Genomic DNA, 16205 nt, shown 5'->3' on the forward strand with positions numbered 1-16205 from the left:
ATGTGACACTCTTTATATTTGCACGAGCGGTTCTCTCACTCGTTTCTTTCTGTTCTTCAAACGTAACTTACGGTTCTTTTCATATAAATAATGCACAACGAAATATGAAATTACCCCAAACACAACTCCTATTATCGTCATACCAATTAATACATACACTTCACTCTGTAATAAGCTCTTTAACATTGTGAAAATATGGCTTGAAAACAAGTCAGATATCGTAAATGGTTCATGATGTATTTTTTTCACATGAAATGGATAAATCATTTTTCCTAACGCATAAGCAACTGGGAATAAAAATACCGGTAAAAACGATATTTTCCCAATAATATTCCCAATAACCGCAGCAGGAAAAGATCCCTTTGCTAATCGAACAATCGGATAAAATATTATATATACGAGCGATGCCGTATATATGACCAGCATCTCTAAACCAAACCCAATCGCAAAACCTAACGATACTTTCTTTGCTCCTTCTGGTGATCGAAGCAACTTATAATATTGAAACTTTAATATTCTCCACATCCGCTGAAAAAACGAATATGTTTTCTTAGGTGCTTTCAAATTCATCATCTCTTTAACTATATTTTTTCTATCTAGTATGTCCTTACATGATATGAAAAACAAATGTAGTTTACTCCTTTTATTATAAATGATATAGAGATGATTAACCAAATATACATACGACATTTCAACATAAAAAAGTACACCTCCAATTGTTATTCATGCCTAACAACTGGAGATGCACATCACTTAAGAAAGTTCTTCTACATTTTTAAATAAACTTACTAATAATGCTTTTTGCGCGTGCAATCGATTCCCAGCTTGCTCAAAGACGATAGACTGTGGCCCATCTATAATTTCTCCTGTTACTTCTTCTTCACGATGAGCGGGTAAACAGTGTAAGAAACGATATGTTTGCTTCGCATGCATAGCAAGTTCTTTATTGATTTGGTAAGGTTGAAATAAAGTATATTTCTCTTCTTCTCCTTCTTGCCCCATGCTCATCCAAACGTCAGTATAAATGAAATCTGCTTCACTCACCGCTAATTCAGGATTATGCAAAATTTCAATTTCAGCTCCTGTTTCTTCAGCAATCATTAATGCTTTTTTTACAATTTCCTCATTCGGTTCATATCCTACAGGCGTCGCAACAGTCATATGCATTCCGACTTTCGCACTCGCTAACAACAATGAATGACATACGTTATTCCCATCACCTACATAAGCTAATTTAATTCCTTTAAATGTCTTCACTTCTTCATAAATCGTCATTAAATCTGCCAACGCTTGACAAGGATGGTGATCGTCCGTTAATCCATTAATAACAGGTATGCTCGATTCTTTTGCAAGCTCTTCTACATCGGCATGTGAGAATGTACGTATCATGATCCCGTCAATATAATGAGATAATACTTTCGCAGTATCTGAAACGCTCTCCCCTCTTCCAATTTGCATCTCTTTCCCACTTAAAAACATGCCATGTCCTCCAAGCTGTACCATTCCTGCTTCAAAAGATACGCGAGTACGAGTTGAATGTTTATCAAAGATAAGCCCTAATATTTTTCCTTGTAATAAAGACTCTTGCTTATTCTTTTTTAAATAGATAGCGAACTCAATTAAAGAAATGATTTCTTCTTGCGTCAGTTCTTCTAATGTTAAAAGATCTTTCGTATTTAATTTCGGTACTTGTACAGTTGACATGGAATTTCCCCCTTATATGATTGATACGTTTTTTGTACAAACTACTTTTTTTATCATATATACTGCCTGTTCTAACTCTTCATTCGTTACAATAAGTGGTGGTAATAGTCTTATCACATTAGGTCCTGCTTGTAATACGAGAAGTCCTTCTTTCTCTAGTTGTTCTATAAAACTTGCAACTTCATGCTTACACTCAATCCCGATCATAAGCCCCTTACCACGTATATTTTGAATACATTCAACATGTCGTAATTCCTCTCGCAACTTCTCTAATACGTATTCGCCCTTTTCCTTTACTTCTTTTAAAAACGATGGTTTCTTACTTACTTGCAATACTTCTTTCGCTGCAGCCATTGCAATATAATTCCCACCAAACGTTGAACCATGTGATCCTGCAGTAAACGATGTTCCAAGTTCTTTCCGGCCAATCATCGCTCCAACGGGAATGCCATTTCCAAGCGCCTTAGCAGCAGTAACAATATGAGGATCTATTCCCATTTGTTCGTAAGCAAATAAGGTCCCTGTTCTTCCAATCCCTGTTTGTACTTCGTCTATAATAAATAAGGAACCGAACTTATTACATAATGTTTCAATTGCTTTCAAAAAAGATAGATCAGCAGGAATGACTCCTCCCTCTCCTTGAACAACTTCTACCATTACCGCCGCTACTTCTTCATTCATTACTTCCTCTAACGCCTTTATATTGTTAAACGGGATATGTAAAAAAGACGGAAGGAGCGGACCAAATCCTTCTTTCACTTTATTTTGCCCCGTCGCACTCATCGTTCCGAATGTTCTACCGTGAAAAGACTGCTGACATGTTATGACGAGAGATTTTCCAGTATGCTTACGAGCTAGCTTCAAAGCAGCTTCATTCGCCTCTGCCCCGCTATTACAGAAAAAAACAGAATCTAACGCTGTATTTTCTGTTAATAATGACGCTACTTCTTCTTGTAAGCTGTTTGTAAACAGGTTAGATATATGCCACATATCATGAAGTTGCTCTTGGACAGCTTTCATAACCGTAGGATGACAATGTCCTAAATTACATACGCCAATTCCTGATGTGAAATCTAAATATTGCTTACCATTTTCATCAATAACTTCCGTTCCACTTCCCTTTACAAGCTCAATATTTCTTCTCCCATACGTTTGAAAAAGATGACTTGTCATACGATACTTACTCCTTTCGTTACCGTCGTTCCGATACACTCGCCCGTAACTTCAGTAAAATCTTTTGTACCGTTCACAATACTTATCTTTTGCACTCCCATTTTTAATGACGTTAGTGCCGCCTGTACTTTCGGGATCATCCCGCCTGTAATAACTCCTTTTTCTATTAAAGTAATAATTTCCGATTCATCCGTTTTCTTTACTAATTTCCCTTCATGTAATATCCCATCTACATCCGTAATAAAAATGAGTTCTTTTGCGGATAATGCGGCCGCAATTCCAGCTGCAGCTGTATCCGCATTTATGTTATAAATCTCATTATCATTTATCCCGACCGGAGCAATAACAGGAATATAATTCAAATTTATCAATCCTTTTAGTAAGGCTGTTTCGACATAACTTACTTCTCCCACATATCCTATTTCTTCGCTGACAGGTTGAACTTGAAGTAATTTGCCGTCACATCCTGAACAACCTACCGCAAGTAAATTATGCCTTTGCAACTTCATTACAAATTTTTTATTCGTACTTCCGCATAGCACCATTTGAACAATATCCATAACTTCTTTTGGTGTTACTCGTAACCCATCTCTTTTTTCTACTTTGATGTTACAATCTTTTAATTGCGCATCAATTTCTGGGCCACCACCATGGACAATCACTACTTTATACTTCTGTTGCAATTTCTTTATACAATCAAAAAACACATCATTTAATTGATCCAACATACTACCGCCGCATTTCACTACAATATAATCGCTCATCTTCCCTCTCCTTATGTACGATAACAAGCGTTTATTTTCACATATTCATAGCTTAAGTCACAGCCCCAAGCTGATCCGTTCTCTTCTCCTAAATGTAAATGCACATCAATCATAATTTCATGTTCTTTTAATTTCTTTTTCATTTCCTCTTCAGAAAACATTTGAGGTTCACTATTTTTTAACACAGCGATAGATTGAAGAGTAATATCAATTGTATTTGGATGAATCGCTACTTCACTTTGTCCCATACTGCTAATAATTCGGCCCCAATTTGGGTCTTCACCATGTATTGCTGTTTTCACAAGACTCGAACCGACTATTTGCTTTGCAATTTTCTTTGCCTCTTCATTCGTTCGAGCTCCGAGCACATTTACTTCTATTAACTTCGTAGCGCCTTCACCATCTTGTGCAATTTTTTTTGCTAAATCTTCACATACCTTTTGTAAAGCAACTACGAAAGTTTCCCAATCTGCATGTTCCATATTGAGTGGTTTTGTTTCTGATAATCCACTTGCCATAACGATGACCATATCATTCGTAGAAGTATCTCCATCCACCGTAATTTGATTAAATGTATGATTCGTTATTTGTGATAATGCTGTTTGCAATACGTCATGCTCTATATGAGCATCTGTCGTAATAAAACTTAGCATCGTTGCCATATTTGGATGAATCATCCCTGAACCTTTCGCAACACCAGCAATCGTCACTTTTTTTCCATCAATAATCATCTCATAGCACGTTTCTTTCGTTATAAGGTCCGTCGTTAAAATCGCTTCAGAAAAAGAATGAGCTTCACTTACTTCCTTCGTCGGGATAAGAGTTACAATTCCCTTTCGAATTATATCCATCGGGAGCTGAACACCAATTACACCTGTTGAAGCTACTGCAACGTAATGTTCTTTCACTCCAAAATGTGCTGCCCCTAATGCACGCATCTCGTAAGCACCTTGTAAGCCTTTCATTCCTGTACAAGCATTTGCATTTCCACTATTGACGATAATAGCTTGTAATTTCCCCTCAGCCGCTATACTTTCTTTCGTTACTTGCAACGGGGCTGCTTGTATTTGATTCGTTGTATAAACAGCGGCACATGATGCTGGCACTTCACAAATGATTACACCTAAATCCTTTTTTTCTTTTTTCAAACCATTTGCAGTACCGATTGCCGAAAATCCTTTTGGCGCTACAATGGAACCATTTTCTAATTTTGTAATAGACTCTACTTTAATCATCATGTCCCCCTCATAGATAAAACGGCATATGTTGTAAGCCTGTTGTTTCTTCTAGTCCCGCTACTATATTTGCATTTTGAACCCCTTGCCCAGCCGCACCTTTCATCATATTGTCTATAACAGAAACGACTGTCACTCTTCCTGTTCTTTTATCGTAAGCTATACCCATATCACAATAATTTGAGCCCCTCACTTCTTTCGGACTTGGAAACTCTCCTTGTGTGCGAATTCGAATGAAAGGCGATTGTTCATACGTTTCTTCATATAACTTTTGAAGCTGTTCTATTTCTATTTCTCGTTTTACTTTTGCATAAAGTGTAATCATAATCCCTCGTGATATCGGTATTAAATGTGTACTAAACGTGATTGGCTTCGTTTCCCTATTCCACTCTGCAAGCATTTGCTCAATCTCAGGAACGTGTTGATGCTCATTTACTTTATAAATACGTAAGTTATCGTATAACTCAGGAAAGTGAGTCATCGTTGTTGGCGTTTTTCCTGCTCCAGATACGCCTGATTTCGCATCAATAATAATGGAATCTTCTTCAATTATGCCGCTACTTACTAACGGCAATATCGCTAATAATGCAGCTGTAGCAAAGCATCCTGGGTTTGCAATTAAATTTGCATTTTGAATTTCGGACCTTTTCCATTCACTTAATCCATATACAGCTTCCCTAAGAGCTTCTTCTTTTACAGCTGTCCTTTTATACCACTTTTCATATATCGAAGGATCTTTCATGCGAAAGTCTCCAGATAGGTCAATTACTTTTAAACCTACTGCTAATAATTTCGGGGTTAACTCTGTTGATACTCCTGCTGGGGTTGCTAAAAATACAATTTCTGCTTTCTTCTTTATTTCCTCCGCATCAATTTCTTGTAACGTATGAACAAGAACATTTTGAAAATGTGGATATACATTTGTTATACACTCGCCAACTTGCGAAAAAGAATGAAGAGATGCTATCGAAAAATATGGATGTTGCTCTAATAACCGAATTAACTCAATACCTCCATACCCAGTTGCTCCAATAATTGCGACTTTCATATGCTCCTCCTCATATCAATTCTTTAAATTAAGTATGATTATAATATTGTATATTTATAGAGTCAATTAAATATTTATAAATTTTATAAACTTAAAAAACTTAATTTTACTAGAAAAACAATATACACATCCGAATTTTTATACATAAATATTGCATAGTAGTTTTTTTGTTTCACTTCAAGTACAATAAAACAATACATACGTACATATAGGCGGGGAAAAACATGAATGAGAAATTCATTGAGAAAATGATTATAAAAAGTTTTCAACAATATCAATGTAATCCTATGTCAAATGAGGATCAGGAAGTGCTAATTAAACATATTCAAACGATAATTCATTCAAATACTGAAATTGATGTATACGAGGCAGTTGAGGATATCGTTTACGATTATGTGGCTGGAAAATAAAAAAATAGGAGATTTCCATATGGAAATCTCCTATTTTTTACTTAATGATTTGCCTGCAACACGCTCAAATAAACCTGGGAATAGAGCATAAAATTTTGGACCCATGCCCATCCACTTCGGTAAGTTTACTTCACGCTTTTTCGTTTGCATCGATTTTACGATTTGCTCTGCAACATATGTTGGTTTTAACATATATCGTCCCATATTTTTCACATATGTACCGGATTGATCAGCTATTTCAAAAAAGTTCGTATCTATCGGACCTGGATTAATCGCTGTTACGAAAAGATTTGTACTAGATAACTCCATGCGTAAACTATTCGTAAATCCTAATACTGCATGTTTCGTCGCAGCATACGCACTCGATTTCGGAGTTGCAATTTTCCCAGCAAGTGAAGCAATATTAATAATATGCCCTTCGTTTCTTTTCACCATATAAGGTAGTACCGCTTTCGTACAAGCTACTAATCCAAATACATTTACTTGGAACATATCTTTCACTTCATCCATTGACGCCTCTTCAAACGTTTTAAAAATACCAAATCCCGCATTGTTTACTAATATATCAATACGTCCTACTTCTTGTAATACCTTTGAAAAAACAGATTGTACTTCCGTCTCTTCACTTACATCTAATACATAGTAATAGCAAGGCGTATTATAAGTTTCTTTAATTTTCTCTGCTAACGCTTTTAATTTTTCTTCTGTTCTAGCCATTAATACTGGAGTCGCCCCTAGCTCTGCAACTTGCATTGCAACTTGCTCTCCAATTCCACTAGAAGCACCTGTAATGACGATTACTTTATTTTGTAAACGTCCTGTCATTGCTGTCACCTACTTTGCATAATAAATCAATTGTTGTGAAGATTCATCTATCATCACTTGTTGATTATATGCTAAAAAGTCTAATTGTCCAACAGTTTCTGAAATAGTAAGTGGCAATTGTTCCTTATATAATACTGGAAATAGTTTTACACATACTTCAAATGCTGTCATTGGTTTTTCCTTTAATAACTCAAGCACTTTAAACGCACGTGTTTCTTGCTTTTGTAATCTCGTTTCAATAAGTTGTTTCACATTTAGAACATCTTCTCCATGTCCTGATAAAATGCGTGAAATATTCATTTCACTTAAACGTTTTAACGTTTGATTATATTGTAATAATGGGCGTGCCCTTTCTGTTTGTCCTTCATATGGTGGTTCTAATATGGGATTCGAAGAAATATGACTAATGAGAGCATCCCCGCCAATTAATATTCCATCAGATTCTCTGTATAATGAAATATGAGTGGAAGCATGACCTGGTGTTTCAATAACTGTAAACCCAGGTAAAGAATCAATACGATCTCCCTCTCTCACAGTATGCGTTAACGATCTATTACAAGAATACTTCAGTGTCTTTGACGTCAATAACGCCTCGTCTTTCAAAAATGCTGCTGGAACACCAAATTGCAAAGCTGTCTCTCTAAAAAACTCATGATAGCGCTTTAGAAATTCTGGATTTTGCGTGATCCAAGGCTCATTCCAAGGGTGCCCAATAATGTTCGTCTTCTCAGAAAATATATTTAAAAGCCCACAATGATCCGCATGATGGTGCGTAATGACTACTGTTTCAATATCTTCTATCGTATATCCTAATGCACCTAATTGACTTTCTAACGCACTTCTTGCCCCTTCTGTCTTCGTCCCTGTATCAATTAATGTTAATGTCTCCCCCTCAACTAAAAACACATTCACAGTTTCAACTGCAAATGGCACAGGAATCTCCATTCGGTGAATCGCCGTCATGCTTAGCCCCCCTGTCTCTTTCCGGTTCAAAAATGAATACTTCTTCAGTTTACATCTTCTACATATATTTGTCATTATTTTCAGATAAAAAGAGGTGTTTCCTATAAAAAAACGAATGTATGTACATTTATAAGAATTTCTAACCAAATTTAAAGGAGGAACATCATGTCTATTCAAAACATTTCCTTTCTCGGTGCAGGCTCTATTGCTGAAGCTATTATTGGTGGCTTGTTACATGCAAATGTTGTGAAAGGCGAACAAATTACTGTAAGTAATCGTTCTAACGAGACAAGGTTGCAGGAGCTACATAAAAAATACGGCGTCAAAGGTACACATAATAAAAAAGAGCTACTTACTGATACAACTATTCTTTTTCTAGCAATGAAGCCGAAGGATGTTGCAGAAGCACTGACTCCTTTTAAAGAAGATATACATAATAACCTGCTTATTATTTCGTTATTAGCAGGTGTTTCTACTCACTCAATTAGAAACCTACTTCAAAAAGATGTTCCGATTATTCGTGCGATGCCAAATACATCTGCAGCTATTTTAAAATCAGCTACTGCTATCTCGCCTTCAAAACATGCAACAGCGGAACATATTCAGACTGCCATAGCCTTATTTAAAACGATCGGTCTCGTCTCTGTTGTAGAGGAAGAAGATATGCATGCTGTCACTGCATTATCTGGAAGTGGACCTGCTTATATTTATTACGTAGTGGAAGCGATGGAGGAAGCCGCAAAAACAATTGGTTTAAAAGAAGATGTTGCAAAATCACTTATTCTTCAGACGATGATTGGTGCTGCTGAAATGCTAAAAGCAAGTGAAAAACACCCTTCTGTTTTGCGAAAGGAAATTACTTCTCCTGGCGGAACGACCGAAGCAGGCATTGAAGTATTACAAGAACATAAATTTCAACAAGCACTTATTTCTTGTATTACACAGGCTACACAACGATCACATAATCTTGGGAAAACATTAGAACAACTAACAAAAGAGAAATAAAAAAATGGAGCTCAATCTTACTTGAGCTCCATTTTTTTATAAATATATATTGTTTAGTTATTAGTCTTCCCGAAAATCTCTTCTTGCAGACGACGACCAGTTGGTGTTGCTGCAAGTCCACCTTCAGCTGTTTCACGAAGTGCTACTGGCATCGTTTGTCCGATTCTAAACATTGCCTCAATTACTTCATCACATGGAATGGTACTCGTTACACCAGCTAATGCTAAATCAGCTGAAATCATCGCATTCGCAGCTCCTGCTGCATTACGTTTTACACAAGGTACTTCTACAAGCCCTGCAACAGGATCACATACTAAACCAAGCATGTTCTTTAATGAAATCGCCATCGCTGTAGCTGCTTGATCTTGTGTTCCACCAGCCATCTCCACTGCAGCTGCTGCTGCCATTCCACTTGCTGAACCAACCTCAGCTTGGCATCCTCCCGCTGCACCAGAAATACAAGCGTTATTTGCAACAACCATGCCGAAAGCTCCTGCTGTAAATAAGAATTCAATCATTTCTTCACGTGTAGGCTGCAACTTTTCTCTTAGTGCAAATAGTACACCTGGCACTGTTCCAGCAGACCCTGCTGTTGGCGTTGCACAAATAATTCCCATCGCTGCGTTTACTTCATTTGTTGCAACAGCTTTACTCACTGCGTCCAAAATCGTATCTCCAGATAAGCCTTTTCCGCTATTCATATACGTCTGAACTTTTACAGCATCTCCACCAGTTAAACCAGTTGGTGATTTCACTCCGCGAATACCACGTTCTACTGCTTGCTCCATTACGACTAAGTTCTTTTCCATACCAGCAATTACTTCTTCACGTGAAATATTTCTTGTTTCCATTTCACATTGAATCATAATTTCTGCGATTTTTACATTTTGTTCTTTAGCTTGCGCCACTAGTTCCGCTGCGTTCCGAAACATGGTGTGTCCCCCCTGCAATTATTCCATTATAGTTACTTGACAAATATTTTGTTGCGCGTTTATCTCTTCAATCACTTCATCTGCTAATAATTCATCTGTTTCGATAACCATAAGCGCTCTTCTTCCTTTTTCTTTACGAGAAACACTCATTGTACTAATGTTAATCTCGTGTTTCGCAAGGATTGAAGCTACTGCTGCAATAGCACCGAAGCGATCGTTATTTACAATAAGTAGTGCTGGACTCGTGCCTGATAATTGAAGGTCGAATCCATTTAATTCTACAACTTCAATTTTACCGCCACCAATTGAGCAAGCAACAACTTCAATTTCTTCTTCACCTTTATACAAACGAATTCTCGCTGTATTTGGGTGAGGTGCATTTGCATCTTCTTCAATGAATTCTACTTCGATTTTGCGCTCTTTTGCTATGTCTAGCGCCTCTGGAATACGTAAGTCATCTGTTTCAAATCCTAATATTCCACCGATTAGTGCTACATCCGTACCATGCCCTCGATACGTCTTTGCAAATGATCCATATAATGAAATGCTTACTCTTTCTGGTTCATGACGAAACAGCTGGCGAGCAACTTGCCCCATTCTTGCTGCGCCTGCTGTATGTGAACTTGATGGACCAATCATAACTGGACCAATAATATCAAATACTGAGCGATACTTCATCATAACTCCCCCTAAACCTCTATGAAAAAATTTTTTACTATTCTATTAAGCTACCGAATCGGTTGCTTTTCCAGTTATACGACGAATTTGTTCCGCTGTACGAATTGGATTGTTTTTGAGTAACAGTGAAACAATATATCCTGAAATAATACTAGTGACCATAATAAATAAGAAACTTCGCATTACCTTCATTTAAAAATAATATAAGATAATCCAGAATAAAGTCTGGTAGCAATCCAAAGTTTAACACAGAACCCCTTACAAGGATAGCATAAACAAGTGAAACTTTAATCGGTAGAGATTTTATCCATCCCACTGATTATTAGCCCACAAATAGCGGATAAATTATAATCTGCCCTCATTATAGCTTGTTTTTAATAAAACGCTTACTTTTAATGAATTTTAAAAGTTCTGAATAACATTCCGTTTTTGGTATTTGTACCACTCGTATGTCGTCTGACTTATATAACAGTTTCTCTAAATAATCGGTACTATGTATTTTTATCCTATATCTTCACATCATAAAAATTTTCTGTTTCATCCCATATAAGTATAAAATGATAACAGATTTATTTTTAATTTTTTTTAGAAATAAAAAAATGGTAACCTTTCGTCACCATTTTTTCACCTCATTATTATCTATCCACTGGAAATGATTTCAAATCCGTAGCTATTTCTGTATTAGAAAATAGCTCTCTTGCCTCTTTCTGTAATTCCTTATATGTATCTCCTTGATAGCGAGAACTAATATGAGTCAATATTAATCGTTTTGCATTTGCCTGAAGTGCAATACTCGCAGCTTGCTTAGATGTAGAATGAAAATAATCATACGCTTGTTGTTCATCTTCTGCTGCAAAAGTTGCCTCATGAACAAGTACGTCAGCGTCTTGTGCCAGCTCTCTACTCGCTTGACAATATCTTGTATCACCTAAAATGGTAATAATTCTTCCCTTTTGAGGCGGACCAATAAAGTCTTTTCCATTTAGTATCGTACCATTTTCTAATTCAACTACTTCTCCATCTTTTAAACGTTTAAAGAGCGGGCCTGGTTTCACACCCATCTCCAGCAATTTATCGACTAAAAGGGCTCCTTGTATATCTTTCTCTACGATTCGATACCCAAAACATTCAATGCCATGTGACAATCTTTTCGTTTCCACGTGAAATTCATTATCTTCAAATACAGTACCTTCTTCTGTTATCTCAATAATTTCAAGTGGATATTTTACATGTGTCGTACTTACTGATAATGCCACTTCAACAAATTGTTTAATTCCTTTTGGCCCATACACTGTTAAAGGTGTAGTCCCTCCTTGAAATGAACGGCTTCCTAACAAACCAGGTAAGCCAAAAATATGATCACCATGTAAATGCGTAATAAATATTTTTTCAATGCGGCGTGGGCGTACTGATGTATGTAATATTTGATGTTGCGTCGCCTCGCCACAATCAAATAACCAAGTCTGTCCTCGTTCTTCTAACAATTGCAAAGCAATTGCCGAAACGTTCCTTCCTTTTGAAGGAACACCTGCACCAGTTCCTAAAAATACAAATTCCACTTTCTTTCCTCCAGCTCTTTATATAATCTACCTTTCATCTTACGGAATGTTATTTCAAATGGCAAATCGAATTTACATAACCAATCATCTAGACAACTATATATCACGAACATTATACTCAAAAAACTTAGCAATCGTTCGTGTTTTATGCTAAAATGATTATACTACATTTTAAGGGAGCGTTTTATTATGAAAGAAGCATTTCGTTTACAAACTGATTTTTCATCTTCATTTGATCGCTGGGTAAGTTCTTTCGTGTCTGATCACCCAGCACAATTAGAATGGACGACTTTGAAAGAATTAATCCATGAATATACAACAACACATACAAATGATTCGTTACCAACATATATTTCTTCAGCTTTAACATATTACGCACAACGCGTTTCAACAACAAACAGTTCAGAAATTGTTATTTTTGAAAATGCTACAATCTCATAATCTATAAATAAAAAGCACTGTAATCAGTGCTTTTTATTTATGTTCACTACAGTATTTATTTTCCAATCCTATTTCAAAAATACTCCGCTTATTTCCTACTATATAGCCATCATAAACCTATTTGATTTTTCAAAAAAAGATATTGACACTATAAATTTACAGTGCTAACATTCAAATTGTAATTGAATATGGTCTCTGTTAGGTGAGGCTCCTGTATAGAGAAACGCTGCTGCCCAAAAATGTCGAGAGACGCCAATGGGTCAACAGGAAAGGTCGGAATGAAGGCCTTTCTTAACGTAGCTGGTTTCAGTACCTATGCTATACAGTGCTAAAACTCAACGAGGGAGAGGTGCATGTATTTTTGTCATACACAAAAACTGTTTTTATCTATGTTTACTAACAGTCTTTGTTGTGGACTCTTTTAACTGCGAATTCAGACCTTTACTCGTTTTGAGTAAAGGTCTTTTTATATATGCACCTTACTATGAAACAAACATAGCATATTCAGAAACTACTAAATTGTACGGAGGTGAGGAACAGTTGGCAATTGATGATTCGGCCCAGATACCCATATGTTTCACATTAATATTTCATCATGTAGGTAGGAAAGAAGCTGTTCCTCCTAATTTTAAATAGTCGAGTAACAGATTGTTTCCTCCTTCATGAAAAAGGAGGAACTACCGATGTTAAATTTACAAAGACAAGAAACAAAACATTCATACGATCAAGATCGCATGAAAACAAATAACGAATTATTGGTGGAAGTCGCAACACAAGGTGCAAACAAGGCGTTACAACTTTTAGAAACAACAGAAGATGGACTCTCTAAACAAGAAGCGGCTCGTAGACTTACTTTATATGGCCCGAATGAAATCGCTCATAATAAAACATCACCGTGGTACATTCAATTTCTACTGGCATTTAAAAATCCATTTATTTTTGTTTTATTAGCTCTCGGCGCACTCTCTTTTTTCACAGATGACATACAAGGAACCATTGTCGTATCTGTAATGGTAATACTAAGTGCAACGATTCGCTTTCTACAAGAATTTCGTTCTCAAAAAGCTGCGGATCAGTTAAAAGCTATGGTTCGAACAACGGCAAGCGTCTTTAGAATAGATGGATTTGTACACGAAACAAAAAACGTAATGAATTTGAAGCAAAATGATTCAACGGAAATTCCAATTGAAGAACTTGTACCTGGCGATATTATTTCACTTTCAGCCGGTGATATCGTTCCGGCTGATGTGCGTATTTTATCAGCTAAAGATTTATTTGTGAATCAGTCTTCTTTAACTGGGGAAGCACTTCCTGTGGAAAAGTATGAAAACTGCTACCATACAGAGAATAAACATATGTTACCGAAAAACATGAAAAAAAATTACAATCCACTCGATATGGAAAACCTTTGTTTTATGGGTACAAATATTGTAAGTGGCAGTGCAAAAGCTGTTGTCATCTCCACAAGTACCGATACGTATTTCGGCTCTTTAGCAAAAAAGGTAATCGGCAAACGAGTAGAAACAAGCTTTGATAAAGGTGTAAACAAAGTAAGCTGGCTCTTAATTACATTCATGCTTATTATGGCGCCTATCGTTCTTCTCATTAACGGATTCACAAAAGGGGATTGGCAAGAGGCTTTCTTCTTCGCTATCGCAATTGCTGTTGGTCTCACACCTGAAATGTTACCTATGATTGTAACTGCTAATTTAGCTAAAGGTGCCGTTAACATGTCTAAACAGAAAGTAATTGTAAAACAACTGAATTCTATTCAAAACTTAGGTGCTATGAACATTCTTTGTACCGATAAAACAGGTACTTTAACAGAAGATAAAGTCGTACTTGTCCGGCATTTAGATCCAAACGGTAATACATGTAATCGTGTATTACACTTCGCCTATTTAAATAGCTTCTATCAAACAGGATTGAAAAATTTAATAGATAAAGCCGTTATGAAACATACAGAAGAAAACCAGAAGTTTAATCCATCCATTTTTCAAAAACTAGATGAAATTCCATTTGATTTTGCACGCCGGCGTATGTCTGTCATCGTGAAAGATATTTCAGGTGAACATACAATGGTTTGTAAAGGGGCAGTAGAAGAAATTTTATCTATTTGTAACTACACTGAAGTAGATGGAAAAGTTGTTTCTCTTACCGATGACATGCGCTCACATGTAAAAGAACTAAGTGAGACATTAAATAGTGAAGGTATGCGTGTTATTGCTGTAGCTTATAAAAAAGATAGACCAATAAATGATACAGAGTACACGGTACAAGATGAAAATGATATGATTCTCGCTGGATATATCGGCTTTTTAGATCCACCGAAACCAACTGCAGCTACTGCCATTCAAGCATTACAGAAACATGGAGTACAAGTAAAAATTTTAACTGGCGATAACGAAATCGTGACAAGAAAAGTTTGCAAAGAAGTTGGATTAAATATCGGTGAGCCTGTCCTTGGTTACGAAATCGATTCTTTACCTGATAAAGCATTAGCAAAATTAGCCGAAGAAACAACTGTATTTGCTAAACTAAATCCAATGCAAAAATCTCGCATTATACGAGTATTACAAGGAAACGGACACACTGTAGGTTATATGGGAGATGGCATTAACGATGCCGTAGCATTACGTGAAGCTGATGTTGGCATATCTGTTGATACTGCTACCGATATTGCAAAAGAGTCTTCCGACATTATTTTACTCGAAAAAAGTTTAACCATATTAGAAGCAGGTATTTTAGAAGGACGCACTACATTTGGAAACATTTTAAAATATATTAAAATGACAGCTAGCTCTAACTTTGGAAATGTATTTAGTGTGTTAGTAGCAAGTGCTTTCATCCCCTTCTTGCCGATGCTTGCCATTCACCTTTTAATTCAAAACTTGCTTTATGATATTTCACAACTGTCTATTCCATGGGACAAAATGGATAAAGAGTTTTTAGAAAAACCAAGAAAATGGGATACTGCGAATTTACGGAACTTCATTATTTGTATCGGTCCAATTAGTTCCATATTTGATATCATCACATATGTAGTCATGTGGAACGTCTTCGGCGCAAATACAGCTAGCGAACAATCATTATTCCAATCTGGTTGGTTTGTCGTTGGATTACTAACACAAACTTTAATTGTTCACATGATAAGAACACAGAAGATTCCGTTTATTCAAAGTACTGCATCAATACCGGTTCTTTTATTAACCGCTTGTATTATGGCAATCGGAATTTATATTCCATTCTCGCCACTTGGAGCAGCTGTTGGATTACAAGCATTACCACTTAGCTATTTCCCTTGGTTAATAGGAATACTATTAGGCTATGCTTTCTTAACACAGTTCCTAAAAAAAGTTTATATTAAAAAGTTTCATAGCTGGTTATAAAGTGAAGCTTTCATCAGCCCGCAAATAGCGGGATAAAAATGAGAATGAGTGGGTACTCCCCACTCATTCTCAAAAACAT

At 36.3% G+C, this 16205-nt stretch carries 15 protein-coding genes, 1 pseudogene and 1 riboswitch; of the genes and pseudogenes, 4 read left to right on the forward strand and 12 right to left on the reverse strand.

What is annotated here, in order from left to right; translation table 11 throughout:
* Positions 1-12 precede the first annotated feature (12 nt).
* The 6 genes from ACHZK0_RS20035 to argC all read right to left on the reverse strand — a co-directional run bounded on the left by ACHZK0_RS20035 (position 13) and on the right by argC (position 5924).
* Positions 13-573 (reverse strand): DUF2062 domain-containing protein, encoded by a 561-nt coding sequence (locus tag ACHZK0_RS20035; protein WP_262740673.1) that lies wholly within the window; start codon positions 571-573, stop codon positions 13-15.
* A gap of 180 nt (positions 574-753) precedes the next feature.
* Positions 754-1704 carry an ornithine carbamoyltransferase gene (gene argF, locus ACHZK0_RS20040; RefSeq protein ID WP_270339992.1) on the reverse strand — a complete coding sequence of 317 codons (951 nt, stop codon included), beginning with the start codon at positions 1702-1704 and terminating at the stop codon, positions 754-756.
* 12 nt (positions 1705-1716) lie between these two features.
* On the reverse strand, positions 1717-2877 hold the full coding sequence (locus ACHZK0_RS20045) for an acetylornithine transaminase (protein ID WP_262740613.1): 1161 nt from the start codon (positions 2875-2877) through the stop codon (positions 1717-1719).
* Entirely contained in the window at positions 2874-3641 is a 768-nt protein-coding gene (argB, locus tag ACHZK0_RS20050; protein ID WP_262740612.1) for an acetylglutamate kinase, read from the reverse strand. Before argB ends, ACHZK0_RS20045 begins: the two co-directional genes overlap by 4 nt.
* An 11-nt stretch (positions 3642-3652) precedes the next feature.
* Positions 3653-4876, reverse strand: coding sequence for a bifunctional glutamate N-acetyltransferase/amino-acid acetyltransferase ArgJ (gene argJ / locus ACHZK0_RS20055; RefSeq protein WP_262740672.1), 1224 nt, complete (start codon positions 4874-4876; stop codon positions 3653-3655).
* A gap of 10 nt (positions 4877-4886) precedes the next feature.
* Positions 4887-5924 carry an N-acetyl-gamma-glutamyl-phosphate reductase gene (gene argC, locus ACHZK0_RS20060; RefSeq protein ID WP_262740611.1) on the reverse strand — a complete coding sequence of 346 codons (1038 nt, stop codon included), beginning with the start codon at positions 5922-5924 and terminating at the stop codon, positions 4887-4889.
* Between the two features lie 224 nt (positions 5925-6148).
* Between argC and ACHZK0_RS20065 the strand changes: the two genes are divergently transcribed.
* Positions 6149-6334, forward strand: a complete 186-nt coding sequence (locus tag ACHZK0_RS20065) for a YqzH family protein (protein ID WP_262740610.1) — start codon at positions 6149-6151, stop codon at positions 6332-6334.
* A gap of 30 nt (positions 6335-6364) precedes the next feature.
* On the opposite strand, the gene ACHZK0_RS20070 is transcribed toward ACHZK0_RS20065, so the two are convergent.
* On the reverse strand, positions 6365-7159 hold the full coding sequence (locus ACHZK0_RS20070) for an SDR family NAD(P)-dependent oxidoreductase (RefSeq protein WP_262740609.1): 795 nt from the start codon (positions 7157-7159) through the stop codon (positions 6365-6367).
* 9 nt (positions 7160-7168) lie between these two features.
* Entirely contained in the window at positions 7169-8122 is a 954-nt protein-coding gene (locus ACHZK0_RS20075; RefSeq protein WP_001976451.1) for an MBL fold metallo-hydrolase, read from the reverse strand.
* Between the two features lie 165 nt (positions 8123-8287).
* Here ACHZK0_RS20075 and proI point away from each other — a divergent pair, with 165 nt between their 5' ends.
* A complete protein-coding gene (proI, locus tag ACHZK0_RS20080) occupies positions 8288-9127 on the forward strand; it encodes a pyrroline-5-carboxylate reductase ProI (protein WP_262740608.1) in 840 nt (279 codons plus the stop codon).
* Between the two features lie 53 nt (positions 9128-9180).
* Here the strand turns inward: proI and sdaAA are convergent, their stop codons facing one another.
* The 4 genes and pseudogenes from sdaAA to rnz form a co-directional block, all read right to left on the reverse strand.
* Entirely contained in the window at positions 9181-10059 is an 879-nt protein-coding gene (gene sdaAA, locus ACHZK0_RS20085; RefSeq protein WP_061678098.1) for an L-serine ammonia-lyase, iron-sulfur-dependent, subunit alpha, read from the reverse strand.
* Between the two features lie 18 nt (positions 10060-10077).
* Entirely contained in the window at positions 10078-10737 is a 660-nt protein-coding gene (sdaAB, locus tag ACHZK0_RS20090) for an L-serine ammonia-lyase, iron-sulfur-dependent subunit beta (RefSeq protein WP_087966079.1), read from the reverse strand.
* A gap of 37 nt (positions 10738-10774) precedes the next feature.
* Positions 10775-11053 (reverse strand): annotated as a pseudogene (locus tag ACHZK0_RS20095) (hypothetical protein).
* A gap of 319 nt (positions 11054-11372) precedes the next feature.
* On the reverse strand, positions 11373-12296 hold the full coding sequence (gene rnz, locus ACHZK0_RS20100) for a ribonuclease Z (protein ID WP_262740607.1): 924 nt from the start codon (positions 12294-12296) through the stop codon (positions 11373-11375).
* Positions 12297-12485: 189 nt separating this feature from the next.
* Between rnz and ACHZK0_RS20105 the strand changes: the two genes are divergently transcribed.
* Together ACHZK0_RS20105 and mgtA are read left to right on the forward strand one after the other, a co-directional pair.
* On the forward strand, positions 12486-12737 hold the full coding sequence (locus ACHZK0_RS20105) for a DUF3932 family protein (RefSeq protein ID WP_000656495.1): 252 nt from the start codon (positions 12486-12488) through the stop codon (positions 12735-12737).
* 187 nt (positions 12738-12924) lie between these two features.
* Positions 12925-13092: riboswitch (M-box (ykoK) riboswitch) on the forward strand.
* Between the two features lie 328 nt (positions 13093-13420).
* A complete protein-coding gene (mgtA, locus tag ACHZK0_RS20110) occupies positions 13421-16126 on the forward strand; it encodes a magnesium-translocating P-type ATPase (protein ID WP_262740606.1) in 2706 nt (901 codons plus the stop codon).
* Positions 16127-16205 lie beyond the last annotated feature (79 nt).

Source organism: Bacillus sp. 3G2, from assembly GCF_044324725.1.
Taxonomy (GTDB): domain Bacteria; phylum Bacillota; class Bacilli; order Bacillales; family Bacillaceae_G; genus Bacillus_A; species Bacillus_A mobilis.

Bases quoted from the DNA above. Each gene is read 5' to 3' on its own strand.
- proI (WP_262740608.1), top strand. From the start codon at position 8,288: ATGTCTATTCAAAACATTTCCTTTCTCGGTGCAGGCTCTATTGCTGAA.
- argB (WP_262740612.1), bottom strand. From the start codon at position 3,641: ATGAGCGATTATATTGTAGTGAAATGCGGCGGTAGTATGTTGGATCAA.
- ACHZK0_RS20105 (WP_000656495.1), top strand. From the start codon at position 12,486: ATGAAAGAAGCATTTCGTTTACAAACTGATTTTTCATCTTCATTTGAT.
- ACHZK0_RS20075 (WP_001976451.1), bottom strand. From the start codon at position 8,122: ATGACGGCGATTCACCGAATGGAGATTCCTGTGCCATTTGCAGTTGAA.
- ACHZK0_RS20070 (WP_262740609.1), bottom strand. From the start codon at position 7,159: ATGACAGGACGTTTACAAAATAAAGTAATCGTCATTACAGGTGCTTCT.
- argJ (WP_262740672.1), bottom strand. From the start codon at position 4,876: ATGATTAAAGTAGAGTCTATTACAAAATTAGAAAATGGTTCCATTGTA.
- argF (WP_270339992.1), bottom strand. From the start codon at position 1,704: ATGTCAACTGTACAAGTACCGAAATTAAATACGAAAGATCTTTTAACA.
- mgtA (WP_262740606.1), top strand. From the start codon at position 13,421: ATGTTAAATTTACAAAGACAAGAAACAAAACATTCATACGATCAAGAT.
- sdaAA (WP_061678098.1), bottom strand. From the start codon at position 10,059: ATGTTTCGGAACGCAGCGGAACTAGTGGCGCAAGCTAAAGAACAAAAT.
- ACHZK0_RS20045 (WP_262740613.1), bottom strand. From the start codon at position 2,877: ATGACAAGTCATCTTTTTCAAACGTATGGGAGAAGAAATATTGAGCTT.
- argC (WP_262740611.1), bottom strand. From the start codon at position 5,924: ATGAAAGTCGCAATTATTGGAGCAACTGGGTATGGAGGTATTGAGTTA.
- sdaAB (WP_087966079.1), bottom strand. From the start codon at position 10,737: ATGAAGTATCGCTCAGTATTTGATATTATTGGTCCAGTTATGATTGGT.
- ACHZK0_RS20035 (WP_262740673.1), bottom strand. From the start codon at position 573: ATGATGAATTTGAAAGCACCTAAGAAAACATATTCGTTTTTTCAGCGG.
- ACHZK0_RS20065 (WP_262740610.1), top strand. From the start codon at position 6,149: ATGAATGAGAAATTCATTGAGAAAATGATTATAAAAAGTTTTCAACAA.